Source organism: Stenotrophomonas lacuserhaii (assembly GCF_014836545.1).
Lineage (GTDB): Bacteria > Pseudomonadota > Gammaproteobacteria > Xanthomonadales > Xanthomonadaceae > Stenotrophomonas > Stenotrophomonas lacuserhaii.
Genome location: NZ_JACSQS010000012.1, coordinates 55858 through 79092 on the forward strand (window position 1 = coordinate 55858; position 23235 = coordinate 79092).

At 66.4% G+C, this 23235-nt stretch carries 19 protein-coding genes; 9 read left to right on the forward strand and 10 right to left on the reverse strand.

The window, feature by feature from the left end; translation table 11 throughout:
- Positions 1-246: 246 nt before the first annotated feature.
- Positions 247-1209 carry a cation diffusion facilitator family transporter gene (locus tag H9654_RS12125; RefSeq protein ID WP_191771035.1) on the reverse strand — a complete coding sequence of 321 codons (963 nt, stop codon included), beginning with the start codon at positions 1207-1209 and terminating at the stop codon, positions 247-249.
- Between the two features lie 131 nt (positions 1210-1340).
- On the opposite strand from H9654_RS12125, the gene H9654_RS12130 reads away from it, so the two are divergent.
- Entirely contained in the window at positions 1341-1967 is a 627-nt protein-coding gene (locus tag H9654_RS12130) for a YiiX/YebB-like N1pC/P60 family cysteine hydrolase (protein WP_191771036.1), read from the forward strand.
- Positions 1964-2866, forward strand: coding sequence for an alpha/beta hydrolase (locus tag H9654_RS12135; RefSeq protein ID WP_191771037.1), 903 nt, complete (start codon positions 1964-1966; stop codon positions 2864-2866). Before H9654_RS12130 ends, H9654_RS12135 begins: the two co-directional genes overlap by 4 nt.
- Positions 2867-2994: 128 nt before the next feature.
- Here H9654_RS12135 and H9654_RS12140 read toward each other — a convergent pair whose 3' ends face one another.
- Positions 2995-3387: a barstar family protein gene (locus H9654_RS12140; protein ID WP_191771038.1), complete on the reverse strand. Its 393-nt coding sequence runs from the start codon at positions 3385-3387 to the stop codon at positions 2995-2997.
- 261 nt (positions 3388-3648) lie between these two features.
- On the opposite strand from H9654_RS12140, the gene H9654_RS12145 reads away from it, so the two are divergent.
- Both H9654_RS12145 and H9654_RS12150 read left to right on the forward strand, forming a co-directional pair.
- Complete coding sequence (locus H9654_RS12145) at positions 3649-6393, forward strand: hybrid sensor histidine kinase/response regulator (RefSeq protein WP_225212037.1); 2745 nt, start codon at positions 3649-3651, stop codon at positions 6391-6393.
- 104 nt (positions 6394-6497) lie between these two features.
- Positions 6498-6860: a glycine zipper 2TM domain-containing protein gene (locus H9654_RS12150; RefSeq protein ID WP_101098382.1), complete on the forward strand. Its 363-nt coding sequence runs from the start codon at positions 6498-6500 to the stop codon at positions 6858-6860.
- Between the two features lie 115 nt (positions 6861-6975).
- Here the strand turns inward: H9654_RS12150 and H9654_RS12155 are convergent, their stop codons facing one another.
- Complete coding sequence (locus tag H9654_RS12155; protein WP_191771039.1) at positions 6976-8031, reverse strand: threonine aldolase family protein; 1056 nt, start codon at positions 8029-8031, stop codon at positions 6976-6978.
- Positions 8032-8426: 395 nt separating this feature from the next.
- Here H9654_RS12155 and H9654_RS12160 point away from each other — a divergent pair, with 395 nt between their 5' ends.
- Positions 8427-11012, forward strand: coding sequence for a TonB-dependent receptor (locus tag H9654_RS12160; RefSeq protein ID WP_225212038.1), 2586 nt, complete (start codon positions 8427-8429; stop codon positions 11010-11012).
- A gap of 39 nt (positions 11013-11051) precedes the next feature.
- On the opposite strand, the gene H9654_RS12165 is transcribed toward H9654_RS12160, so the two are convergent.
- From H9654_RS12165 to H9654_RS12190, 6 genes are all read right to left on the reverse strand, one after another.
- Positions 11052-12155: a metallophosphoesterase gene (locus tag H9654_RS12165; RefSeq protein ID WP_191771041.1), complete on the reverse strand. Its 1104-nt coding sequence runs from the start codon at positions 12153-12155 to the stop codon at positions 11052-11054.
- 76 nt (positions 12156-12231) lie between these two features.
- Positions 12232-14490 carry a TonB-dependent siderophore receptor gene (locus H9654_RS12170; RefSeq protein ID WP_191771042.1) on the reverse strand — a complete coding sequence of 753 codons (2259 nt, stop codon included), beginning with the start codon at positions 14488-14490 and terminating at the stop codon, positions 12232-12234.
- Positions 14491-14506: 16 nt separating this feature from the next.
- Positions 14507-14806, reverse strand: a complete 300-nt coding sequence (locus tag H9654_RS12175) for a DUF3325 domain-containing protein (RefSeq protein WP_191771043.1) — start codon at positions 14804-14806, stop codon at positions 14507-14509.
- Positions 14803-16380, reverse strand: a complete 1578-nt coding sequence (locus H9654_RS12180) for a PepSY-associated TM helix domain-containing protein (protein WP_191771044.1) — start codon at positions 16378-16380, stop codon at positions 14803-14805. The genes H9654_RS12175 and H9654_RS12180 overlap by 4 nt, the downstream gene beginning before the upstream one ends.
- Positions 16377-16712, reverse strand: coding sequence for a hypothetical protein (locus tag H9654_RS12185; RefSeq protein WP_225212029.1), 336 nt, complete (start codon positions 16710-16712; stop codon positions 16377-16379). The genes H9654_RS12180 and H9654_RS12185 overlap by 4 nt, the downstream gene beginning before the upstream one ends.
- Positions 16713-16801: 89 nt before the next feature.
- A complete protein-coding gene (locus H9654_RS12190) occupies positions 16802-17239 on the reverse strand; it encodes a winged helix-turn-helix transcriptional regulator (protein WP_191771045.1) in 438 nt (145 codons plus the stop codon).
- Between the two features lie 81 nt (positions 17240-17320).
- Here H9654_RS12190 and H9654_RS12195 point away from each other — a divergent pair, with 81 nt between their 5' ends.
- From H9654_RS12195 to gpmA, 3 genes are all read left to right on the forward strand, one after another.
- Positions 17321-18523 carry an MFS transporter gene (locus H9654_RS12195; protein ID WP_191771046.1) on the forward strand — a complete coding sequence of 401 codons (1203 nt, stop codon included), beginning with the start codon at positions 17321-17323 and terminating at the stop codon, positions 18521-18523.
- An 84-nt stretch (positions 18524-18607) separates the two neighbouring features.
- On the forward strand, positions 18608-19570 hold the full coding sequence (locus H9654_RS12200) for a cation diffusion facilitator family transporter (RefSeq protein WP_191771047.1): 963 nt from the start codon (positions 18608-18610) through the stop codon (positions 19568-19570).
- Positions 19571-19637: 67 nt separating this feature from the next.
- The gene (gene gpmA, locus H9654_RS12205) at positions 19638-20387 is read left to right on the forward strand and encodes a 2,3-diphosphoglycerate-dependent phosphoglycerate mutase (RefSeq protein ID WP_191771048.1); all 750 of its coding nucleotides are present in this window, start codon (positions 19638-19640) and stop codon (positions 20385-20387) included.
- 61 nt (positions 20388-20448) lie between these two features.
- Here the strand turns inward: gpmA and H9654_RS12210 are convergent, their stop codons facing one another.
- Positions 20449-20877, reverse strand: a complete 429-nt coding sequence (locus H9654_RS12210) for a DUF4262 domain-containing protein (RefSeq protein WP_191771049.1) — start codon at positions 20875-20877, stop codon at positions 20449-20451.
- 170 nt (positions 20878-21047) lie between these two features.
- Here H9654_RS12210 and H9654_RS12215 point away from each other — a divergent pair, with 170 nt between their 5' ends.
- Complete coding sequence (locus H9654_RS12215; protein WP_191771050.1) at positions 21048-23144, forward strand: M13 family metallopeptidase; 2097 nt, start codon at positions 21048-21050, stop codon at positions 23142-23144.
- The last annotated feature ends 91 nt before the right edge of the window (positions 23145-23235 follow it).

Sequence of the window (23235 nt, forward strand, 5' to 3'; positions counted from 1 at the left end):
GTTTCTGGGTCACGCGGGGTCCATCTTGAGGCGGGTGCGGGCACGGGGCGGCCGCGGATGGACCATTGTAGGGGAGGCGGCCAACGTCCGGGATGCCGCTACCCGTGTGGTGGCGTAGCAGGGATGGCCTGTGCACGCGTGTTCTTCGGCTCGCCCGGCAAAGCGCGGCACTAGCATGCCCGGACAGGCGCCGCAGGCGCTCTGGAACCGAGTGGTCACCTACAGGCATCGCCGGGCAAGCGGTCGTCAGCCCTCCGCCACCGGCCCGGCCAGCATCGCCGCCCGACGCGCGCGATAGACCTCCGGCGTCTGCGGTTTGATGAACAACGCCGTCAGCTCGGGATACTCGCGCTTCACCACCTGCTCGATGCGGGTGATGCATTCCTCGATCTGCGGCGTGGTGCGGTCGTCTTCGAACTCCGCACTGAGCATCGCAACCACCTGGTTGGGTCCCATCTGCATGGTGCTCAGGCCGTTGGCACGGCGCACGTCCGGATCGGCGCTGGCTACTGCCAGGATGCGTTCGGCCACGTGCGGGTGTGCGGCCTCGCCAACGAGAAGGCCCTTGGTTTCGCGGGCCAGCAGGAAGGCGGTGGCAGCCAGCACGGCGGCAATGCACAGCGACGCCACGCCATCCAGCACCGGCATGTCCAGCAACTGTGCAGCGAGCAGGCCGACCATCGCAAAGCCCAGCCCGAGCAGCGCCGCGCTGTCTTCCAGCAGCACGGTGAAAGTGGTGGGGTCCTTGCTGCGTCGGAACGCTTCGAAGTAGCCCATGTGGCCCTTGGTAGCGCGGAATTCGCGCAGCGCGATCCACCACGAAGTGCCTTCGAACACCATCGAAACACCGAGCACGATGTAACTCACCAGGTGGTTGGTGGCCGGCTCCGGGTGCAGGATGTGCTGCACACCCTGGTAGCCGGACACGATGGCACCGGCGGCGAACACCAGCAGGGCGACGATGAAGCTCCAGAAGTACAGCTCGCGGCCATGGCCGAACGGATGCGTTGCATCGGGTTTGCGTTCGGCGCGGTGCAGGCCGTACAGCAACAACAGCTCGTTGATGGTGTCGACCAGCGAATGCACGCCTTCGCTGACCATGGCCGAGCTGCCGGACAGGCCGGCGGCGATGAACTTGGCGATGGCGATGGCGAGGTTGCCGGCGAGTGCGGCGTAGACGACGAGACGGGAACCGGACGGCTTGGCCATGGCAGGGCAGACGGGTAGGGGGCTGTATCATCGGCAAACGGCCGTGCCGGCTGCGTGCAGGGCGCGGCGGGCCGTCCCGCGGCAGGAGTGGCATGGCATCATCACGGCCTTGTCCTGCCGTGTGATCGTCCATGAGAGTCGCCCTGCTATGCCTTGCCTTGTTGTTTGCGCCGCTGCTGCCGGCGCAGGCCGCGCCGCCCCAGCCACAGAACGGGGACCTGCTGTTCGTCACCGCCGCCACCACCGGCCTGAGCGGTGCGATCAATGATGCCACCGGCAAGCCAGGTACCCTGAGCTACGACCACGTCGCACTGATCGCACGCCAATCCGGCGGCGCGGTCGTGCTGCATGCCGATGACAAGGGATCGCGTGAGCAGACGCTGGACAGCTTCCTTGATGATGCCCGTGGCAAGCACCGCCACGTGGTGCTGTACCGCCTGAAGGGCGAACAGCGTGCGGCCATCCCGGCGGCCATCGCCAAGGCGCGCACCCTGTTGGGCAAGCCCTACAACGACACCTACGTGCAGGATGAGGACAGCTACTACTGCTCGGATTTCATCGAACGTGCGTTCCGTGCACAGCAGGTATTCGCCACCCAGCCGATGAACTTCAAGAACCTGCAGACGGGAGAAGTCTCGCCGTACTGGGTGGAGTTCTACCGCAGCCGCGGCATGGACGTGCCACAGGGGGCGCCGGGCACCAACCCGAACGACATGTCCGCTGCGCCGGTGCTTGAGCGCATCGGGGAGCTGGAATGATGCGCCTTCTGGTATCGACTTTGTTCGCCGTGCTGCTGGTGGGCGGTGCAAGCGCGGGTGAGCGCGCCCCTGCACAGCGCGGACACGGCCAACCGTACGAAATCATCGGAAGCCAGGTATGGGACGTGCCGGATCCCGCCTCCGGACGCGATTACCAGGTGTTCGTGCAGCTGCCTGCTTCGTATGAGAAGGAGCCTGCGCGCCGCTACCCGGTGCTGTATGTCACCGATGCCGACTATGCCTTCCCGGTACTACGCCAGGTCGGCCGCCGGCTGGGCAGTTCGGTGCAGGAGTTCATCCTGGTCGGGGTGTCCTACGCCGTGGGCGAGGAGGGCATGCCGAGCCGCCGCCGCGACTACACGCCGACCGTCAACGGCGCAGAGGGTGCGCCGGCCGAGGCGGTGCATGGCGGCGGGGCGGCTCACGCCGCTTACCTGCGCGACCAGGTGCTGCCGTTCGTGGCCAGTCGCTTTCGCACCGATGAGACGCAGCGCCTGTTCCTGGGCCATTCCTATGGTGCACTGCTGGGCACGCAGATCCTGCTGAGCGAGCCGTCGCTGTTTGCCGGGTATGTGCTGGGCAGCCCGTCGTACTGGTTCGACCAGCACGTGATGGAGCGCATGGAGCAGGCGTCTGCGGCAACCCTGAAGGACATGCCGGCGAAGGTGTATTTCTACATCGGCGAGTACGAGGCGAAGCGGGTCGGCGATCCGCGTTACCTGCAGGACGATGACATGGTGGAGGATGCGCGCCGCATGGAGCGCACGCTGCGCAGCCGTGGCTATCCCTCGCTGGTGATGCGGCTGGATGTGTTGAACGACGAGGACCACCTGAGCATCGCACCACGTGGTTTCACGCTGGGCCTGCGCTATCTGCTGCCGGGCAAGTCCGCACCGTAGTGGCGACCTTGGTCGCCACCTGAAGCATCCCCGTAGTGGCGACCTCGGTCGCCACCTGAGGCATCCGCCGAGCATGGCTCTGCGTACCACGGCCAGCGCAGAGCCGCCGCGCAGGGCCCCATCACCCGTCACGCGGGCTGCAGGTGGATCTGCGGGTGGCTGGCGAAGATGTCCAGCACGATGTCGAAGTAGGTCTGGCCGTGGCCTTGCTGCAGGGCGAGCAGCTGTGCCTGCAGGGACGCGCTGTTGAAACGCCCTGGCTGGTCAAGCTTGTGCTGAAGCCAGGCTGTGGTGGCTGCCACGCCGAGCGCGGCGCGGCTGGTTTCCATGTCTTGCCAGACCACCGTCACTGCCTTGTGGCCTTGCAGTGCGCCATAGCCGCCATAAAGCAGGTCATCCAGTGCGTCCAGGCTGTTGCCGAGCGCCCAGTCCTCGTCTGCCATGAACACGCGGTTGAGCTCGCCGTAGAGCGAGGGAATATCGAGAATAACGCTGCCGTGGAGCGTGAATTCGATGCTCATGCAACGCCCCGCGAGGGAGCGCGTTGACACTGTTGCCGCCACTTCTGCATTAGATTGCCCGCTTTCCTGGTCCTGGCGTGCGCAGTCTTGTCGACTTCCCCCTACCTGGGCAAGGCCCAACGCGGATTCCCCTTCACTGTCGGGGATGCAGCCGATCGCGTGCGCGGGCATGACTGGCAGGCTACTTCGCTTGGCCATCCGGATGGCTGGCCACTCGCACTGCGGCATGCCACCAGCCTGATGCTGGCCAGTCCGGAAAGCATGTACCTGGTGTGGGGCGATGAGTTGGTGTTCCTGTTCAACGATGCCTACAGCCCGATCCTCGGCCCGCGGCTGGAACAGGCGATGGGCGCGCCGCTGCGTACGCTGTGGGCCGATGCGTGGGACGCAGTGAGGGGACCCATTGAACAGGCCCTGGCAGGAAAATCATCGCGCTTTGACAACATGCCGGTGCAGATGAACCGCCATGGAGCGGTGGAAGACACCTGGTGGACGTTCTCGTTCTCGCCGATCCTGCTTGAGGACGGCCGTATAGGTGGGGTGTTCTGCGTGACCCGCGAAGTCACCCAGGCCATCGTGGCGCAGCAGCGGCTGGCCCATGAGAACGAGCGGCTGATCGCCCTGTTCGAGAAATCACCGATGTTCATGGCCTTCCTGAGTGGGCCGGAGCACCGGGTGGAGCTGGCCAATCCGCGATACGCTGAGATGGTGGGGAATCGGCCGGTGATCGGCCAGCGGCTGGCCGACGCGATCCCGGAAGTGATCGACCAGGGCTACCTGCCGCTGCTGGACCAGGTGTACCGCAGCGGGGAGACATACATCGGTACGGAGGTGACCTATGACCCGCTCGCTGCCGATGGCAGCACGGCCGAGCCGCGCAAGCTGGACATCGTCTTCCAGCCGGTCAAGGACGAGGCGGGCCAGTCGATCGGCGTGTTCGTGCAGGGCCTGGATGTCACCTCGCAGGTGGCGTTGCAGCGCAGGCTCAGGCGCAGCGAGGCGCGGCACCGGCAGATCATGGACAGTGCGATGGACTACGCCATCTTCGCCATGGACCTGGAAGGGCGCATTACGCTGTGGAACGAAGGTGCACGGCATACGCTTGGCTGGACCGAAGCGGAGATGCTGGGGCAGACCCCCGAGCGTTTCTACCTGGAGAAGGATCGCCGGGCAGGCCGGTTCCAGCACGGGATGAAGGTGGCGCTGGCCGAAGGCGGGCTGTCCGGCGAGCGCCCCTTGCTGCGCAAGACCGGCGAAACCTTCTGGGCGCAGGGCGCACTGACTCTGCTGCGCGACGAGGAGGGCACCGCGATCGGCTTCGTCATCGTGCTGCGCGACCGCACCCTGGAGCGGGCTGCGATCGATGCCCTTGCCGCCAGCGAGCGGCGGCTTGGCGCGCTGGTCGCTGCCTCATCGCAGGTACTGTATGCGCTGTCGGCGGACTGGCGCGAGCGCCGACAGATCCTGCGCCAGGGCGATACCGCGCAATTGTTGCCGCCGGACTGGAACTGGCGGGAAGCCTTCGTACATCCTGATGACCGCGCCATGGTGGATGCCGCCCTTGCCGAGGCGGACCTGCAGAAGAAGCCGTTCGAGATCCAGCACCGCACGCCGCTGCGCAACGGCAGCCATCGCTGGGTGTTGATGCGCGTGGTCCCCATGTTGGACGCGGACGGGTCGGTCAGCGAATGGTTCGGCACGGCCACGGACATCACCGGGAAACGTGAGGCCGAAGAGCGGCTGCAGCAGCTGACGGTCACCCTGGAAGAGCGCGTGCGCGAACGTAGTGCCGAGTTGTTGATGACCGAAGAAAAGCTGCGCCAGAGCCAGAAAATGGAAGCGGTCGGCCAGCTCACCGGCGGCATCGCGCATGATTTCAACAATCTGCTGACGTCGGTGTCGATGGGACTGGAACTGCTGGAAATGCGGGTCGCCCAGGGACGTATCGACGACCTGGGCCGCTACGTGGAAATGGCGCGTTCCGGTGCCGACCGCGCCGCGGCGCTGACCCAGAGACTGCTGGCGTTCTCGCGGCGGCAGACTCTCGCCCCCACCGGTGTGGTGGTGGAGCAGATGGTGCTCGGCATGATGGAGATCATCACGCGCTCGCTGGGGCCGTCGATCGCCATCAGCACCGCTTTCGACGATGGCGGTGCCGCGGTGCAGGTCGATGGGCCCCAGCTGGAGAATGCGCTGTTGAACCTGTGCATCAATGCACGCGATGCCATGCCTGATGGCGGAACACTGGACATCAGCAGCGACGCCGTTGAACTGGCCGGTACCGATGCAGCGGCGCTTGAACTTCCGCCTGGCCCCTATGTGCGCTTGTCGGTGCGCGACAGCGGCACGGGCATGGAAGCGGACGTCGTAGCGAAGGTGTTCGAGCCGTTCTTCACCACCAAGCCGATCGGCCAGGGCACCGGCCTCGGGCTTTCGATGATCTACGGATTCACGCGGCAGTCCGGTGGTCAGGTCCAAGTGGATTCCCGTCCCATGCAGGGCACCACGATGCATCTCTACCTGCCGCGGATGGCCGAAGGCATGCAGGCGCCGGCGGACCCAGCAGCGGCGGTGGCCGAGAACGAAGTGCGACGCGGGCCGATGCGCACCGTGCTGCTGGTGGAAGACGAAACCGCGGTGCGCGTACTGGTCAGTGAGGTGCTGGTGTCGGCAGGCTATCGGGTGATCGAAGCCTCCGAGGGACCGCCTGCCCTGGACGTGTTGCGCTCGGTGGAGCCGATCGATCTTCTGCTGACCGACGTCGGGCTGACCGGACCCTTGAATGGCCGGCAGGTCGCCGACGCCGGCCGGCAATGCCGCCCCGGCTTGCCGGTCATGTTCATCACCGGCTACGCGGCCAGTGCGGCGGTCGGCGCCGGGCACATGGAGGCAGGGATGGAAGTACTGGCCAAGCCGTTTTCCGCGGCCGAGCTGGTGCGTCGCGCGGACGCACTGCTGTCCCGCAGTGAAGACGCGCCTCGGTCGGCACGGCCCACCGCTGGCTGAACAGGGCGACCCGCCTGCACAGTCCCTGCACGGGAATTCACCCGGGTTTGCCAACGTCCGGGGAAGACTGTCGGCATACACCCGGACCGTGAAGGAGTCCCCCGATGAAGATGTCCATCCCCCTTTTGTGCGCTGGCGCCCTGATGGCCGCATCCTCGGCGGTGTCCGCGCAGACGTACGGCCCGCGCGATGAAGGCCGCCGCTTCGACGACGGCAGCCGCGTGGTTTGCCGCAACGTGGAAGTACAGCGCAACAGCAAGGATTCCAACCGCATCGCAGGTACCGCCACCGGCGCGGTGGTGGGTGGCCTGCTCGGCAACCAGATTGGTGGCGGCAACGGCAAGAAGCTGGCCACCGTCGCTGGCGCCGTGGCCGGCGGCGCAGCAGGCCGCAACATCCAGGGCCGTCACCAGCAGAAGACCGGTGATCGCGTGGTCGAGCGTCGCTGCGAGCGCGAGTACAGGTAAGACCGCTGACAGGCGCACCGCGACTGTCATGGCAGCAACAGGAGGGCGGCTTCGGCCGCCCTCCTGCGTTCTTGGCACGCCCGACGACGACGCGGGGCGTACCCGCCTGCCGGCATCAGCTGCCCAGCACCTCAGCGAATTCATCCAACTGCTGCTGGCTGGTCGACCACGCCGTGACGAAGCGCACCGGCACCTCATCGGCGCCCAGTGGCATCGAAGTCGGCAGGCTGTCCGGATACCAGTCATAACACTCCGCACCCGCAGCCAGCAGGCGTTCGAGCAGGGGCTTGGGCATCACCACGAACACTTCGTTGGCCTGCACCGGCCAAGCCAGGCGGATGTCCGCATGCGCCTGCAGGGAGACGGCGAGCACCTGTGCGGCGTGGTTCGCCTGATGGGCGAGGTCCAGCCAATGGTCGTCCTGCAGCCAGGCGGTGAACTGGGCGCCGAACAGGCGTCCCTTGGATACGAGCTGGCCCGCGCGCTTGCGCCGGTAATCGAATCCTTCGGCAAGTTCCGGCTTGAAGAAAACCACCGCCTCTGCCGCCAATGCGCCGTCCTTTGACGCACCGAAGGACAGCACGTCGATGCCGGCGTGCACGGTCATTTCGGCAGGTGTGCAGCCCAGCGCCGCCACCGCGTTGGCCAAGCGCGCCCCATCCATGTGCACGTGCAGGCCATGCTCATGGGCGAGGTCGGACAGTGCCTTCAGTTCGGCGGGCGTGTACACCAGGCCGTTCTCGGTGGCCTGTGCCAGCGACACCGCCGCTGGCTTGACGCTGTGCGGCCGCGCATCGGGCAGCCGCTTGAGCGTATCGCGCAGCGCCGCCGGGGTGATCTTGCCGCTGTCGGTGGCGATCGGCAGCAGGCGCGCGCCACCGGTGAAGAACTCCGGTGCAGTGGATTCATCGCTGATCAGGTGCGCCTGTGCATGGCACAGGATGGCATTCCAGGGCTGCGCCACTGCAGACAGGGCAAGGCAGTTGGCGGCGGTACCGGTGGCCACGAAGAAGGCCTTGACGTCGTGCTCGAACACGCGCGCGATCGCCTGTTCGGCCTGGCGGGTCCACGCATCATTTCCATACGAGGCAGCGGTGCCCGAGGACGCTGCGATGAGTGCATCGAGGATGCGTGGCGAAACGCCGGACTGGTTGTCACTGCCGAAATTCATGGAAGGCCTTTCACTGGATGACATTGGCAAAGCGTACCGCGTGCGACCCGCCTGCGGCTTATGAATCTGATCCGTGCACTGCATGTGCAGGGGCGTGTGCGGCGCGCAACGACTCGATCACCGGCAGCGAACGTAAATTTACGTTTTTGGTTGTTCTAATGCGCACGACCGATCTGTCGGGATCGGCACACAACACGTCACTCCGTCCAGCGCAGCCTGCCTGGCGCGTGCTCCCCCAGGATCCCCCTGCGCACCCGTTGCTGCCGGCCAGGAAGGTGCACGCCCTCGTCTGGCTCCGCACTTCGAAAGGAACACCCTGCATGTCCCGATCCGCTCCCCCGCGCCGCCGCCGCATGCCAGCGCCCCTCCTGCTTCGGCGCGCGCTGCTTCCTTCGATGATCGTGGGCATGGTGGGCACTGCGCAGGCGCAGGCGCCGGCATCGGAAGCCCCCGCGCCGGTGGCTGCACAGGAACTGGATTCGGTGCAGGTGCGCGGTGTGCGCGGCAGTGCGACCGGCGCGGTGGAGGCCAAGCAGGCCAAGGCGGAGATCAGCGATTCAGTCGTCGCCGAAGACATCGGCAAGCTGCCTGACAACAGCGTGGCCGCCGCACTGCAGCGGGTCACCGGTGTGCAGGTGGCGCGTGGCGGTGCGGAAGTCGGCACGGTTCTGGTACGCGGCCTGCCGGACGTGGTGACGACCTTCGACGGCCGCAACGTGTTCACTGCCAGCGGGCGCGGCATTGCCCTGCAGGACATCCCGGCCGACCTGCTGCAGAGCGTGGATGTCTACAAGACCGGCAGCGCCAAGTTCCTGGAGGGGGGCATCGGCGGCAGCATCGACGTGCACCTGCGCAAGCCGTTCGATCTGGACAAGGACACCACGCTTGCCGGCAGCATCAGTGCCGTCCGCGGTGACCAGGCGGGGGATACCAAGCCCAACGGCAGCCTGACCGCAGCACACAACTGGGACAGCGGACACGGGCGTATGGGCGTGCTGGGAAGCGTCTCGCTGCAGCAGCGCCCTTACCAGGAAAGCAACAGCTTCCATGGCACCTACGACCGGGTTGCCAATCCGGCCGATCCCTCCCAGGAGATCTTCGTGCCGTACAACGCCGGCGGGCTGGTGGCGAACAACACACACAAGCGCCGCGCGGCCAACTTCACCTTCCAATGGGCGCCGACGGACAACAGCGAGGTCTATCTCGATACGTTCTACGTCAATTACGAGGGTCGCAACAACGTCAACTACTGGATGCCATTCCCTGGCCTGGTGAACCCGGGCAACGTGGAATCAGTGAGCCTTCGCCCCGGCAGCAACGTGATGGATGGCTTCGTCGCGCGCGACCTCTACACGCTGTCCAGCACGCAGGCACACAAGCAGACCTCTGATACGTTCCAGGCCGCGCTGGGCGGCAAGTGGCACAACGACACCATCAGCCTTTCCACCGAACTGGCTTATACCTGGAGCACCAACAAACACCGTGCGATGACCCTGGACATGGGCATGGACGCGCCCTTGATGCATATGCGCGATGCCGGTGGCGTGCCCGATACGTGGGTCACCCACGCCGATGGCTCGGCCTACGATGTCAGCAACCCGGCCAACTGGTACCTCAGCCAGTACTACGACAGCTGGGACGAACAGAAAGGCGAAGAGTGGGCATGGCGCGGCGACGGCACGTTCCAGTTCGACGCCGGTCCGTTCAGTTCACTCGATGCGGGGCTGCGGATCAGCCGTCGCACTGCTTCCAACCACGGTGGCGATCCGGGCGCCATGGACAACATCACCGGCACCCGGGTGTACGCCAGCGATGTCCCCGGGCTGGCCGACGTATCACCCGGTGGCATGCTGGACGGCGCCCGCGCGTTCTCCACCGACCGCTGGGCGGTTGCCAACGCGGCCTACCTGCTGCAACAGACCGCGCAGCTGCGCCAGGTCATGGGCCAGTCGCCGGAGGCACCGGCCGAGCTGGCCTCGCTGTTCTTCGACAACCGCGAAGACAACTACGCCGCCTACCTGCAGCTCAACTGGGGCACAACGCTGGGCAGCATCCCGGTGGATGGCCGCATCGGGGTGCGCGCCACCCGGCTTGAATCCGAGCTCAGTGGCACGCAGACCCTCGACGGCGTGGACGTGCCCAGCCGGATAGAGACATCGCAGACGAAATTCCTGCCCAACGCCAGCGCCAATTTCTCGCTGCGTGAAGACCTGGTCCTGCGGCTGTCCGCCAGCCAGACCATCGCCCGGCCGAACTTCGCCGACCTCAATCCGCAGTTGAGCCTGTATGAGTCCACCGATACCCTGCCGGCGCGTGGCAACGGCGGTAATCCGGAGCTGCAGGCGGTGGAATCGAAGAACCTGGATGCTTCGCTGGAGTGGTATTTCCAGCCCGGCTCGTTGTTGTCGGCCGCCGTGTTCCATCGCAGGCTGGACGGCTACGTGCAGCGCTATGCCGATGATGAGGTGATCGGCGGCACCACGTATTCCATCACCCGCCCGCGCAATACCGGCGAAGGCACGCTGAAGGGATTCGAGGTGGGTTACAGCCAGTTCTACGACTTCCTGCCGGGCTGGCTGTCCGGCTTCGGGACCCAGCTCAACTACACCCGCATCAGCGCCGAAGCCGAATCGCCGACGGGGCAGATGCAGCCGCTGACCAATGTGTCCAAGCATGCCTTCAACGCGGTGCTGATGTACCAGTACGACCGCTTCTCGGCCCGCCTGGCGTGGAACCGTCGTACCGACTATACGGCCAGCTTCAACAGTTCCGGGGACCAGCCCAGCGAAATCCAGCATGGCGACGAGGACTGGCTCGACGTCGCGCTGAACTACGACGTCAGCGAGCGCGTCACCGTGTTCGCCGAGGCGACCAACCTGCTCGGCGGTTCGACCCGCAACTACTTCGGCAGTCCGGCCTTCCCGCGCGATTTCGCCTCGCCCGAGCGCACCTACACGGTGGGCGCGCGCTTCCGCCTGTGACTGCGGCTGAAGGGGCCAGGGTGCGCCGGGAGGAAAGACTCAGTCGTCGAGCCCGATCACGCCAGGCGCGAGCGGCACCCGGTTACCGTCCAGCAGGCCACGGCTCAGCCGGCCTTCTTCAATGAACAACAGTTCGCCGTTCTCACCGTTCTTGATGCTGCTGTCGACTGCGATGACGCGATCGCCATGGAAGCTGCTGACGTGCGGCATCGAGGTGTGGCCGACCACGATGCGTTCCAGTCCGAGACGATCCAGCACCGCCTGCACGCCATCGGTATCCAGGCGGCCATCGAAATAGCCGCGGTACCAGATCGGGCTGGTCTTGCCGTCATACAGGGAGGCGGTGGCTGGGTCGGCTTTCACCTGCTCGCGCGGGAGGCCCAGCGAGGACCGGTAGGCGGCATTGGTCGCCGCCGGATCCAGCGCCAGCGCGAGTGCGTCCGGTGAGATGCCCCCGTGCAGGAACAGGGTATTGCCGATGCGCAGCAGGACCGGACGGGTGCGCAGCCATTGGCCGATCACCGAGTCAGGACCGTACAGCTGCGGGTAGCTGCGACCCAGCAGCTGCGCACTGCGCAGGTACTTCGGATTGACGTAGCGCAGGTCGTCGTACAGCACCATCGTTTCGTGATTGCCCAGGACGAAGTGCACCGCGCCGCCTGCAGCGCTGGCTTGCTGCTGCAGGCTGTACAGCAGCCAGAAGGCCTCGGTTACCTTCGGCCCGCGATCAAACACATCGCCTGCCACGACCAGCGTGTCGGTACCCCGCGCCCAGCGGTCCTGCGCATCGATGATGCCGTTGGCGCGCAGCAGCTGCACCAGCAGGTCGTACTGCCCGTGGATGTCGGACAGCACCACCACGCGCGGCACGGCAGGCAGTACGTCCACCGCTGCGACCGCCCCAGGGGCGACGTCCACGGGGTGCGGATAACCACAGACCGGCGCGACGCGGGTGGCGGTCTGATCGCGGGTGACCACCTTGTCATCGCATATCCAGCGCGCCTGCACCTGCTCGCCGTCACGCACTATGTAAGGACCGTCGGCGTCGACGTGGGCGGCTGGCGCGGGGACTTCGCGCGCGCTGGATGCCGTGCTGGCAAGCAGGCCGGCAAGCAGCAGAAGGGGCGTGGTGCAATGGCTCATGGCGGGACATCCGGAGAGAATCGGGCAGGGCCGCGAAGGCCCCGCCCGTGATCCTACCCGTTGCGCGCAGGCCCGGTCAGAACTTCGCGCGGACGTTGAACAACACCCGCCGCGGCTCGCCCCAGTAACCGGAATTGAAGAAGCCGACGTTGCGGTAGTAGACCTTGTCCAGCACGTTGGTGACGGTTACTCCGACGCTGACGTCGTCGGTGATGCGGTAGCGACCCATCAGGTCGAACAGCACATAGCCGCCCTGGTGGACCGCCCCTTCGGCGGTGACAGGTGTGCCATTGGCGTTGAAACGGCCGGTGGGAATCGGCTGGGTCTGGGAGATGTCGCTCTGCACGGTGAAACCACCGCCAACGGTCCAATCACCCAACCGGTAGGTGGTATTGAAGCGTGCCAGGTGCATCGGGCTGGTGGAGCCGAAGCGGCTCCCATCCGGATTGCTGCTGTAGGCATAGGTATAGCCGCCGGTCATGCTCCAGTGCTCGGTGATGGAGCCGGACACCTCGAACTCGCCGCCTTTCGTCTTGATGCCGGCACGCGCGATGTACGGTGTGCTGCCATCGGGCAGCCTTATGTCGCCGGCCGCCGGATCGATCTCCGATACGTTGTCCTGCTCCATGTAGAAGCCGTTGAGCGCGGCATACAGTCGGCCGCCGAAGAACTCGGCCTTCAGGCCGTACTCGTAGTTGCCGCCGGTGGTGGGGTCGAGCAACTGGTTGTTGACGTCGCGCCGCGCCGTGGCCTGGAACACATCCGAATAACTGGCGAACGCGCTGATGCTGGAGGTGAGGTCATGGATGACGCCCACGTACGGAGTGACCATGTGCGCGCTGGTGCGTGCGGTCTGCCCGGTGAAGACGCCTTCGACGTTGTAGCCGTCGGTGGTGGTTTCGTAGTCGGAGTAGCGCACGCCGGCGATGACCTTCAACGGGTCGATCGGGTTCAGGCGCACGGCGGCGTAGTAGCCGGTTTCGGTGGTGCGGGTGATGCTGGACGGGATACCGGCATTGAAGGTGGTCGGCTTGCCGATGTTGCCGTCCCACGTGAAGATGCTGGGGAAGGCGGTGGTGCTGTAGGGGCGCGAGCTGATGCCGGCGCGGATCGTGTCCAGGTCGCGGTCGTAGTGGTTCACGCCGAGCACCAGTTCATGCTGGCGGCCGAACAGCTGGAATGGGCCGGAGGCGTAGAGATCGAAGGCGTCCTCGCGGGTTTCCGACACCGAGTAGGTGTCCGAAACGGAAAGGCCCAGGCCGGTGATCGGATCGGCAAAGCCGGTGCCACGCGCGGCGTTGTAGCTGTTGGAGCCGGCCAGCAGCAGCGAATCAGTATCGGTGGCACGGTGGTTGTAGGCGATGCGACCGCTCCAGCCCGCGGCCAGCTGCTGTTCCAGCGTGGCGAAGTAGTTGGTGCTTTCGCGGTTCCACTCGTTCCAGCGTGCCGCGGCGCTGTAGGAGCGCGACATCTTCGCGCGGCTGCCATCGCGGAAGAACAGCGGTGATGCGCTCCACGCGCCCCCATCGGACTCCGTCTTCAGATAGTCGATGCCGGCGCGCAGGCGGGTGTTGTCGGTCAGGTCGGCTTCGATCACGCCATACAGGCTGGGCGAGGTGTCCTGCTGGAAGCGCACCCAGCTTTCCTTGTCAGTGTAGGCGCCGACCACGCGCCCGCGAACGCGGCCGCCCTTGCTCAACGGCCCGGACACATCCAGTTCGGCGCGCTTGTAATCCCACGATCCGGCACTCAGGCTGGTGCTGGCCTGGAAGGTGTTGGTGGGACGCTTGCGCACCATGTTGACCGTGGCCGACGGATTGCCCGAACCGGTGACCAGGCCGCTGGCGCCGCGGACGATTTCGATGCGCTCGTATACCGAGGTATCACTGAGGATGGAGTTGCCACCGGCGCCGGTGGTGTAGTTGGTGGGGACGCCATCGAACATGAAGTTGTTGATGGCGAAGCCGCGCGCGTTGAACAGCGTGCGGTTGCTGTCGTAGGACTGCACGGTGATGCCGGGGGTCTGCTGCAGCACCTCGGCAATGGTGATCAGGTTGAAGTCTTCGATGCGCTGGCGGGTGAACACGGTCAGCGACTGCGGCGTCTCACGCAGGGTCAGCGGCAGCTTGGTGGCGGTGTTGGTGCCATATACCTGGTAGCCCTCGGTGCGCTGGGTGACCATCACGCGGTCCAGTTCGGTGGCTTCGGGCACCTCGTTCACGGCGGCTGTGGGCGTGGACTGGGCGGAGGCCAGCGGGGCGGCAAGCAACCAGCCAGCGGCCAGGGACACGGCAAGGACATGCCGGCGCGGGGCGCCACGGGACAGCGTTTTCATCAGCGGGATCTCGGTATCAGGAACGGGAAGACGGGCGTGCGGCCGGCGTGGCCGGGCGGCGGAAGCTGAGCCAGAGCACCATCGCCCCGGCAGCGGCGGCGAGTACGCCGCACCAGCCGACCACGCCCCAGGCAACGCCCCAGGCGCCGATGCTGGCCGCCAGACTGGCGGCGAGGCTGCCGCATCCCAGCAACCGCAGCAGGCGTCGGCGCGCCGCTGCAGGCGGGTACCCGGCGACGTCGAGGTGATGGCGCTCCATCGCCAACGCCAGGCAGGCAAAGGCGAGGGTGGCCAGCAGCAGGGCGAGTACGCTCATGTGCCGGCCCCGGCGGTCGATGGGGTGTGTTGCGTACGCGGCTTGCGCGCGCTGGGCACGAAGCGATGGACTTTGCGCGCGCTCCATAGCAGGCCGCCGCCGATCAGCAGCAGGCCGATGTCGATGCCGGCCTTGGCGCCGTCGCCGCTGGCCAGTGCACTGAACAAGCCGCCGTGCCAGGCGACCACGTTGTAGAGCGGCAGGCCTGATGCCAGCACGCCTGCCACTGCGAGCTGTTCCACCCAGCCGCGGCGTGGCAGGCGCAGCATCGCGTGCAGCAGGCACGCCGCCCACGCATGGAAGAAAACGCGCACTTCGGCATCGCTGCGGTTGGCGAGGTCCAGCGGCAGCAGCCGATTGCCCCACAGGAAAGCCAGCATCGCCACCGGCAGGCCGGCCACGAAGCCGATGTTGAGGCGTTCGACAATGCGGAAACCCAGGTGCGGGCGCGCCGGGTCGGGCAATTGGGCGCGGCGCTTGACCGTCCACAGCACCAGCCCGGTGGCCACCATCAGCGTGCCGGCGACGCCCGACAGAAAGAACAGCCAGCGCATCGCAACGGGCGCGAATCGAGCCGCGTGCAGGCCGATCATGCCGTCACGGGTGACCACCGCTGCGGACCTCGCGCCGGCCTCGTCGACCAGGCCGCCGCTCGCATCGAAAGTGAGTGTCTGGTCGGCATCGGCGATGCGGTCACCCGATTGCCGGCGCACGCTGATGCGCATCGCCGCGTCTGCCGGGTGTTCTACCTGGACCGAGCCGCCGCGGCCATCGCCCCACACCAGTTCCGCGCGGTGCAGCAGGTCCTTCAGGTCTGGCGGGGTGGCAGCGACGTGGCGAGGCTCGACCTTCTCCGCGCGAGGGAACAGCTCGGCGAAGAACGCATCGCGGCCGCCGCTGAAGTTGGCATCCACCGCCCACGGCATGTACAGCGTCATCAAGGTGATCAGGCCGGTATAGGTGATCATCAGATGGAAGGGCAGGGACAGCACGGCCAGCGCATTGTGGCCGTCCAGCCAGCTGCGTTGCCCCTTGCCACGGCGCAGGGTGAAGAAGTCGGTGAAGATCTTCTTGTGGGTGATCACCCCGCTGACGATGGCCACCAGCATGAACATCGTGCAGAAGCAGACGAACCAGCGCGCCCACAGCACCGGCACGTAGTGCAGGTCGAAATGCAGCCGATAGAAAAAATCGCCGCCGCGGGTTTCGCGGACCTGGACCGGGTTGCCTTGGGCATCCAGCGTGGCCTGGTAGGGATTGCGCTGGCCACGTCGGCGCTCAGCTGCGCCGGGCGGCTGCCAGCTGACCGCGGTTGCGCTGCTGCGGTGGCCGGGTAGTTCGATGGACCAGCGCTGGGCGTCCGGTGCGGTGCGGGCCAGGAAGCGCTGCGCCTGCTCCAGCGCGACCGGGGCGGTGGCCGGCAGCCCGGTTTCAGGCTGCATCCAACGTGTCAGTTCAACGCGCCAGTAAGCAGCGGTGCCGGCGATGAAGATCAGGAACAGCACCCAGCCGACCAGCAGGCCGGACCAGGTGTGCAGCACCGATTGCGATTGGCGGAGTCCTCCCAGGCTCATGCCGAGGCTCCGCGCAGCAGCCAGGCGATGCTCAGCCCGAGCGCCCCTGCCATCAGCAGCCCGAGTGCAGCGCGTGCGGTGCTGCGCGCGGCGAACGCCCAGATCGCCGCTGCGGTGTAAACGAGAAAGGAGAGCATCGTGGCGATCAGCGCGGTGTCCGCCGCACCTCCCGGCAACAGGCGCGCCAGCCCCGCAGCCCACGTTGCTGCGACCGCGTAGCCGCCTGGAAGGGCCAGCCCACCGCGTGCCCACAGCGCCCGATGGCCTGCGCCGCGCGCGTTGCGCTTTGCCGGTGCGTGGGCAGGCGGCAGGGAAGAAGAGGATGTCGCCATTCCTAGGATGAATGAGAACCGTATGCAATTGCGAGCAGATGCTATTTGAGCGCAACGCTACTGTCGACCCCTCGATCGGGGGATGCGGATCAGCCCTGGTCGAGCTTGAGCACCAGGGTGTCGGCGGCCTCCAGCACGCGGCCTCGCGGCGTGCGGGGTTGCATGTACGGCAGTTCGCGGCCGGTGTTGCGCTCCACCAGCCGCGAGTGCGGCTCGCCCGGAGTGAAGCGTTGCGCCTGGCCCCACTGCCGCAACGCGACCACGACCGGAAACAGCGCAGTGCCGGCGTCGGTGAGCACGTACTGCTGGTAAGAGGTTCCATCGGCGGCCGGCTGCAGTGCCAGCACGCCGCCGTCGACAAGGCGGCGCAGACGCTCGCTGAGGATGTTGCGGGCTACGCCCAGACTGCGCTGGAAGTCGCTGAAGCGGTGCACGCCATCGAAGGCGTCGCGCACGATCAGCAGGATCCAGCGGTCGCCGAGCAGCTCGGTGGCGCGGGCCACGGGGCAGGGGGAGGAACTGGGCATGGACGGTTCTGCGATGGATTCTGGTTGCATTTTAAAACCAAACTACCTACGGTGCGAGCGGTTGCAATTTGAAACTGGTACATGAAGAAGCCACCCTCCTCCCCGGTTGTCGATCCCACCCTGTTCCTGCTTGCCAGCGCAGCCGGCGCCAGCGTTGCCAATGTCTACTACGCACAGCCACTGCTGGAGCGCCTGGCCGATGCCTTCCGGATGGATGCGGCGATGGCCGGATTGGTGGTGGCGGCCACCCAGGTAGGCAGCGTGCTTGCGCTGTTGATCCTGCTGCCGCTTGCTGATCGGCGTGAACGCCGGGGCTTGCTGCTGTTGCAGTTGGGTCTGCTGGCGTTGTCGCTGCTGTGGCTGGCTGCCGCGCGCGGAAGCGTGTCCCTGCTGGTCGGCATGCTGTTGGTGGGGCTGTTCGGGACGGCCTGCACGCAGGCGTTGATCACCTGCACGGCGGCGATGGCCGCGCCAGCGGTACGCGGCCGCCACGTCGGTACCGTGCAGGGCGGTGTATTCGTTGGCCTGCTGCTGGCACGCGTGGTGTCCGGCACGGTAGCCGCCGGGCTGGGATGGCGGGCGGTGTACGCGGGTTCGGCCGTGCTGATTGCTGCGCTGGGGATGCTGCTATGGCGGTGTTTGCCGCCGATGCCGGTGGCGCAGGCGCGAATCCACCAACGCGGCGTCATGGCGTCGATGTGGCGGTTGCTGTGCGCGGATGCGACGCTGCGCGAACGGGGCGTGCTGGCGTTGCTGCTGTTCGCCGGCCTCAACCTGTTCTGGAGTGCGGCTTCGCTTGCGCTGTCGGTACCGCCGTTGTCGTGGTCCACGACGGGTATCGGTGCGCTGGGCCTGGCCGGGCTGGCGGGCGCCTTGCTGGCGGGGCGCGTGGGCCGCTGGATGGACCACGGTCATGCGCGCGCGGTAAGCGTCGCGGCCTTGCTGCTGATGCTGGTGGCTTGGCTGCCGCTGCTGCAGTTGCCGGTTTCCCTGGGCTGGTTGCTGCTGGGCATCGTGCTGCTGGATCTCGGCGGCCAGGCCTTGCATGTGAGCAACCAGGCGCTGGTGCTGCGGGCGGCGGAGCCCGTGCACGGGCAGCTGATCGCGCTGTACATGCTGTTCTATGCAGTGGGCAGCGGCATGGGGGCGGCGGCCGGTCCCGCGCTGCAGGCGCACGTGGGGTGGACGGGGGTCTGCATCGCAGGCGCGGGCGTTGCGCTGCTGGCCTGCCTCTGGTGGGGCGCGGCGCGCTGGCGCAGGGCCGCCGCGGTGCGCTGCCACTGACGCGTGGAGGGCGATGTTATAACCGGTGTGATGGTATCCCCTGCACGCGGGGCGTAGCCTGCCGGCAACACACAGGAGACCCCGATGGGCCACGACCACAACCATCTTCCCACTGAAATCCGCCACGAAAAGCCGCTGTGGTGGGCACTGGGCCTGACCGCCGCGTTCCTGCTGGTGGAAATCATCGGCGCGTTCGTCACCAACAGCCTGGCGCTGCTGTCCGATGCGGCGCACATGGCCACCGACACCCTGGCCTTGATGATCGCGCTGGTCGCGGTACGGCTGAGCCGGCGTCCCCCCGATGCCCGCCGTACCTATGGCTACGCGCGGCTGGAAGCGCTGGGCGCGATGTTCAATGGGGGCATGTTGTTCGTGGTGGCCGGTTACATCCTGTGGGAGGCCATCGCGCGGTTCCGGCAGCCGCAGGAGATCGCCTCCACCGGCATGCTGGTGATCGCCGCGGTGGGCCTGGCAGTGAACCTGGTGTCGATGCGCCTGCTCAAGGCCGGCAGCGGCGAGAGCCTGAACGTGAAAGGCGCCTACCTGGAAGTCTGGGCGGACATGCTGGGATCGGTGGCGGTGATCATCGGCGCGCTGCTGATCCGCTGGACCGGCTGGAAGGTGATCGATCCGATCCTGGCGGTGCTGATCGGCCTGTGGGTGCTGCCGCGGACCTGGGTGCTCATGCGTGAAGCGATCAACGTGCTGCTGGAAGGCGTGCCGAAAGGCGTCGTGCTGGCCGATGTACGCAGCAGCCTGTGCAGCCACGCCGCGGTGGTGGACGTGCACGATCTGCATGTATGGGCCCTGGCCTCCAGCACGCCGGCGTTGAGCGCCCACGTGGTGCTGCGCGACGGTGCCGATGCGGACCAGGTGCGGCGCGAGCTGGCTGATGCGCTGCACGAGCGCCACGACATCGACCATGTGACCCTGCAACTGGAAGCCGAGCATTGTGGCGATGCCTGCGCGGTGGGACCGGCGCCGACCGCACACGAACATGGTCACGACCACGACCGTCACGGCCATCATGGCCATGTCCACCACTGAGCCGGCGCCCGGCGTTGTTTCACCGTCTACAATGGCCGCCTGCCTTCCCGACGTTGGAGACCCTGCAGTGACTCGTAAACTCGTACTGTTGCGCCACGGCCAGAGCCAGTGGAACCTGGACAACCGCTTCACAGGTTGGGTCGACGTGGAGCTGACTGACAAGGGACGCCAGGAAGCGGCTGCCGCCGGGCGCCTGATGCGCGAAGAAGGCCTGCAGTTCGATGTGGCCCATACCTCCGTGCTCAAGCGTGCCATCCACACCCTGCAGGGTGCACTGGCCGAAATGGACCAGGATTGGTTGCCGGTCAGCAAGAGCTGGCGCTTGAACGAACGCCATTACGGCGGCCTGCAGGGCCTGGACAAGGCCGAAACCGCGGCCAAGCACGGCGAGGACCAGGTCAAGATCTGGCGCCGTTCCTACGACATCCCGCCGCCGACGATGGACATCGAGGATCCGGGCCATCCGCTGCACGACCGCCGCTATGCCACGCTGGACCGCAACGCGCTGCCGGGTACCGAATCGCTGGCCACCACGCTGGACCGCGTGCTGCCGTACTGGTTCGATTCGATCGCCCCGCAGTTGAAGGACGGCAAGACCGTGCTGGTCACCGCGCATGGCAACTCGCTGCGTGCGCTGTACAAGTACCTCAACAACGTCTCGCGCGAGCAGATCCTGGAACTGAACATTCCGACCGGCATCCCGCTGCTGTTCGAGCTCAACGATGACCTGACGGTGCAGTCGTTCCGTTACCTGGGCGACCCGGAAGCCGCGCGCAAGGCCGCCGAAGCGGTGGCCAACCAGGGCAAGGCGAAGTAAAGGCGGTTGTAGGGCCGACCTTGGTCGGCAGTCGTTGCAATGGTGCCGACCTGGGTCGGCACTACATTACGATGCCCAGCGCCTCATCGGCCTGGGCATCGTTGTAATCGGGTTGCCAGGCGAAGCGGTGTTCCTTGTCCGGCAGGAACATGACCACGGCCTGCAGGGGCTGCCCGCCGCGATGACGCACCGCCATGCCGAGGTAATCCTCATGGCAGTCCTCGCGCACAGTGCGGAAGATGACCTTGTACCCGCCATCGAGCACATCGGCATCCTCCACGCCGGTATGGATCTGGTGGCCGCCGGCCAGCAGCTGCGCGCACTCGCTGAGCAGCGCGTGCGCCTTGGAGCGCTGGAGCCCGAACACCATCACTTCCGGGGCGTTGTAGGTTGTCTGGAAGCCGATCGAATAGGAAAAGCCAGCCTCGCCATCCGGTCCGGGCAGGATGTGCAGGCAATGCCAGCCGTGCGCGCGGATATCGTCAGCCACTTTGCGGTCCTGGGGTCTTTCCGCTGTTGTCATGTGAACGCCTGCCCGCTGGTCGTGAAGGACGACCGCCAGTGTCACACGTGTGGCGGTCATGCGCGCGGCGTGACCTTTGGCGGTCCCCCGCGTCCCGTGTCCGGGCTACCCTCGGGGATTACCTGTCGGAGAGTCCCATGAAGTTGCGCACCCTGGCCCCGTTGGGCCTGACCGTTGCCATCGCCGCCTCGCTGGCGGCCTGCGGCAAGACCGAAACCGCGCCCGCCGCCACTGCCGATGCGGCCAAGCCGGCCTTCGACCAGTCGCTGATCAAGACGCCGCTGATCTCGCTCAACAGCGCCGACCTGGACACTGCCATCTCGGCCTGTACCGACCTCAATGCCTTCGTCAACCAGAAGTGGTTGAGTGCCAACCCGGTGCCGGGCGACCAGACCACGTGGGGCAGCTTCGAGATCCTGCGCGAGCGCTCGCTGGAAGTGCAGCATGCACTGGTCCAGCAGGCCGCTGCCAGCGAGGCCAAGGCCGGCAGCGTGGAAGCCAAGATCGGTGACATCTGGAAGACCGGCAGCGACGAGGCGAAGATCGATGCCGCCGGGCTGGCGCCGCTGCAGCCGCAGCTGGACAAGATCGCCGCGCTGGGCGACACCGCCGCCATCACCCAGTACCTGCGCGACAGCCAGGCGCAGGGGCAGGGCGTGCTGTTCTCGCTGTTCGCCAATGCGGACTACAAGGACTCGGCAAACGTCATCGCCTATGTCGGCCAGGGTGGCCTGGGGCTGCCGGAAAAGGGCTACTACTTCGATGCATCGCAGGCGAAGATCCGCGATGCCTACGTGGCTTACATCGCCCAGGTGCTGACCCTGTCCGGCGTGGACGCCGCGCAGGCGGCCGACCAGGCCAAGGCTGTGCTGGCCTTCGAAACCCGCCTGGCCAAGGCCTCGCTGTCGCGCATCGAAATGCGTGATCCCTCCAAGCGCTACAACCCGGTCAGTGCCGCCGACGCGGACAAGCTCACCCCGAACTTCAGCTGGACCGCGCTGTTCGACACGCTGAAGGTGCCGGCCGCGCAGAAATTCTCGCTGGCCCAGCCGCAGTTCTTCACCGAAGTGGACAAGATGCTGGCCGATGTCCCGGCCGCCACCTGGCAGGCCTACCTGCGCTTCCACACCATCGATGATGCCGCGCCGTACCTGAGCAGCAACGTGGAAAAGGCCAACTTCGATTTCTACGGCAAGACCCTGCGCGGCCAGCAGGAGATGCAGCCGCGCTGGAAGCGCGTGCTGGATTCGGTCAACAACGGCATGGGCGAAGCGCTCGGCCAGCTGTACGTGGATGCGGTGTTCCCGGCCGAAAGCAAGGAGCAGATGCAGCACCTGGTGGAGAACCTGTCCGAAGCGCTCAAGGCACGCCTGGAGAAGCTGGAGTGGATGGGCGAAGACACCCGCAAGAAGGCGCTGGAGAAGTGGGCCAGCTTCACCCCGAAGATCGGCTACCCGGACAAGTGGCGTGACTGGTCGGGCCTGCAGACCAACGGCGACAGCTTCCTGGGCAACATGCAGGCCGCGCGTGCGTACAACTACCGTTACATGCTGGACAAGATCGGTAAGCCGGTGGACAAGACCGAGTGGGGCATGACCCCGCAGACCGTCAACGCGTACTACAACGCCACCAAGAACGAGATCGTGTTCCCGGCGGCGATCCTGCAGGCACCGTTCTTCGACGCCAAGGCCGATCCGGCGCTGAACTACGGCGGCATCGGTGCGGTGATCGGCCACGAGATGATGCACGGCTACGACGATTCGGGCAGCCAGTTCGCCGCCAACGGCAACTTCGACAACTGGTGGACCGACGCGGACCGCAGTGCCTTCACCCAGCGCACCGACCAGCTGGTGGCGCAGTTCGATGGCTACGAGGCGGTGCCCGGCGTCAACGTCAAGGGCAAGCTGACCCTGGGCGAGAACATCGGGGACCTGGGCGGACTGACCGTGGCCTATGACGCGCTGCAGATGGCGCTGAAGGAAGATCCTTCGAAGAACGTACCGGTGGACGGCTACACGCAGGACCAGCGTTTCTTCATGAACTGGGCTACTGTGTGGCGCCGCAACTTCACCGATGGCGAGCTGCGCGTACGCCTGAACACCGATCCGCATGCACCGGCAAACTTCCGTGCCAACGGCGCGCCGTCGAACATGCCGTCGTTCGCGGCGGCGTTCGAGTGCAAGGCCGGCCAGCCGATGGTGCGCGCCGACGACAAGCGCGTCGTGATCTGGTGATCATGCGCTGATGTTGAAGCCTGAAAAACCCGGCGCAAGCCGGGTTTTTCTTTTGCGGCGGCGTACCGCTGTCGCTCTGTTGCCGCTGCGC

Bases quoted from the DNA above. Each gene is read 5' to 3' on its own strand.
- H9654_RS12125 (WP_191771035.1), bottom strand. From the start codon at position 1,209: ATGGCCAAGCCGTCCGGTTCCCGTCTCGTCGTCTACGCCGCACTCGCC.
- H9654_RS12185 (WP_225212029.1), bottom strand. From the start codon at position 16,712: ATGGCGACATCCTCTTCTTCCCTGCCGCCTGCCCACGCACCGGCAAAG.
- H9654_RS12180 (WP_191771044.1), bottom strand. From the start codon at position 16,380: ATGAGCCTGGGAGGACTCCGCCAATCGCAATCGGTGCTGCACACCTGG.
- H9654_RS12195 (WP_191771046.1), top strand. From the start codon at position 17,321: ATGAAGAAGCCACCCTCCTCCCCGGTTGTCGATCCCACCCTGTTCCTG.
- H9654_RS12170 (WP_191771042.1), bottom strand. From the start codon at position 14,490: ATGAAAACGCTGTCCCGTGGCGCCCCGCGCCGGCATGTCCTTGCCGTG.
- H9654_RS12175 (WP_191771043.1), bottom strand. From the start codon at position 14,806: ATGAGCGTACTCGCCCTGCTGCTGGCCACCCTCGCCTTTGCCTGCCTG.
- H9654_RS12150 (WP_101098382.1), top strand. From the start codon at position 6,498: ATGAAGATGTCCATCCCCCTTTTGTGCGCTGGCGCCCTGATGGCCGCA.
- H9654_RS12135 (WP_191771037.1), top strand. From the start codon at position 1,964: ATGATGCGCCTTCTGGTATCGACTTTGTTCGCCGTGCTGCTGGTGGGC.
- H9654_RS12145 (WP_225212037.1), top strand. From the start codon at position 3,649: ATGTACCTGGTGTGGGGCGATGAGTTGGTGTTCCTGTTCAACGATGCC.
- H9654_RS12190 (WP_191771045.1), bottom strand. From the start codon at position 17,239: ATGCCCAGTTCCTCCCCCTGCCCCGTGGCCCGCGCCACCGAGCTGCTC.
- H9654_RS12160 (WP_225212038.1), top strand. From the start codon at position 8,427: ATGATCGTGGGCATGGTGGGCACTGCGCAGGCGCAGGCGCCGGCATCG.
- H9654_RS12140 (WP_191771038.1), bottom strand. From the start codon at position 3,387: ATGAGCATCGAATTCACGCTCCACGGCAGCGTTATTCTCGATATTCCC.
- H9654_RS12215 (WP_191771050.1), top strand. From the start codon at position 21,048: ATGAAGTTGCGCACCCTGGCCCCGTTGGGCCTGACCGTTGCCATCGCC.
- H9654_RS12200 (WP_191771047.1), top strand. From the start codon at position 18,608: ATGGGCCACGACCACAACCATCTTCCCACTGAAATCCGCCACGAAAAG.
- H9654_RS12130 (WP_191771036.1), top strand. From the start codon at position 1,341: ATGAGAGTCGCCCTGCTATGCCTTGCCTTGTTGTTTGCGCCGCTGCTG.
- H9654_RS12155 (WP_191771039.1), bottom strand. From the start codon at position 8,031: ATGAATTTCGGCAGTGACAACCAGTCCGGCGTTTCGCCACGCATCCTC.
- H9654_RS12165 (WP_191771041.1), bottom strand. From the start codon at position 12,155: ATGAGCCATTGCACCACGCCCCTTCTGCTGCTTGCCGGCCTGCTTGCC.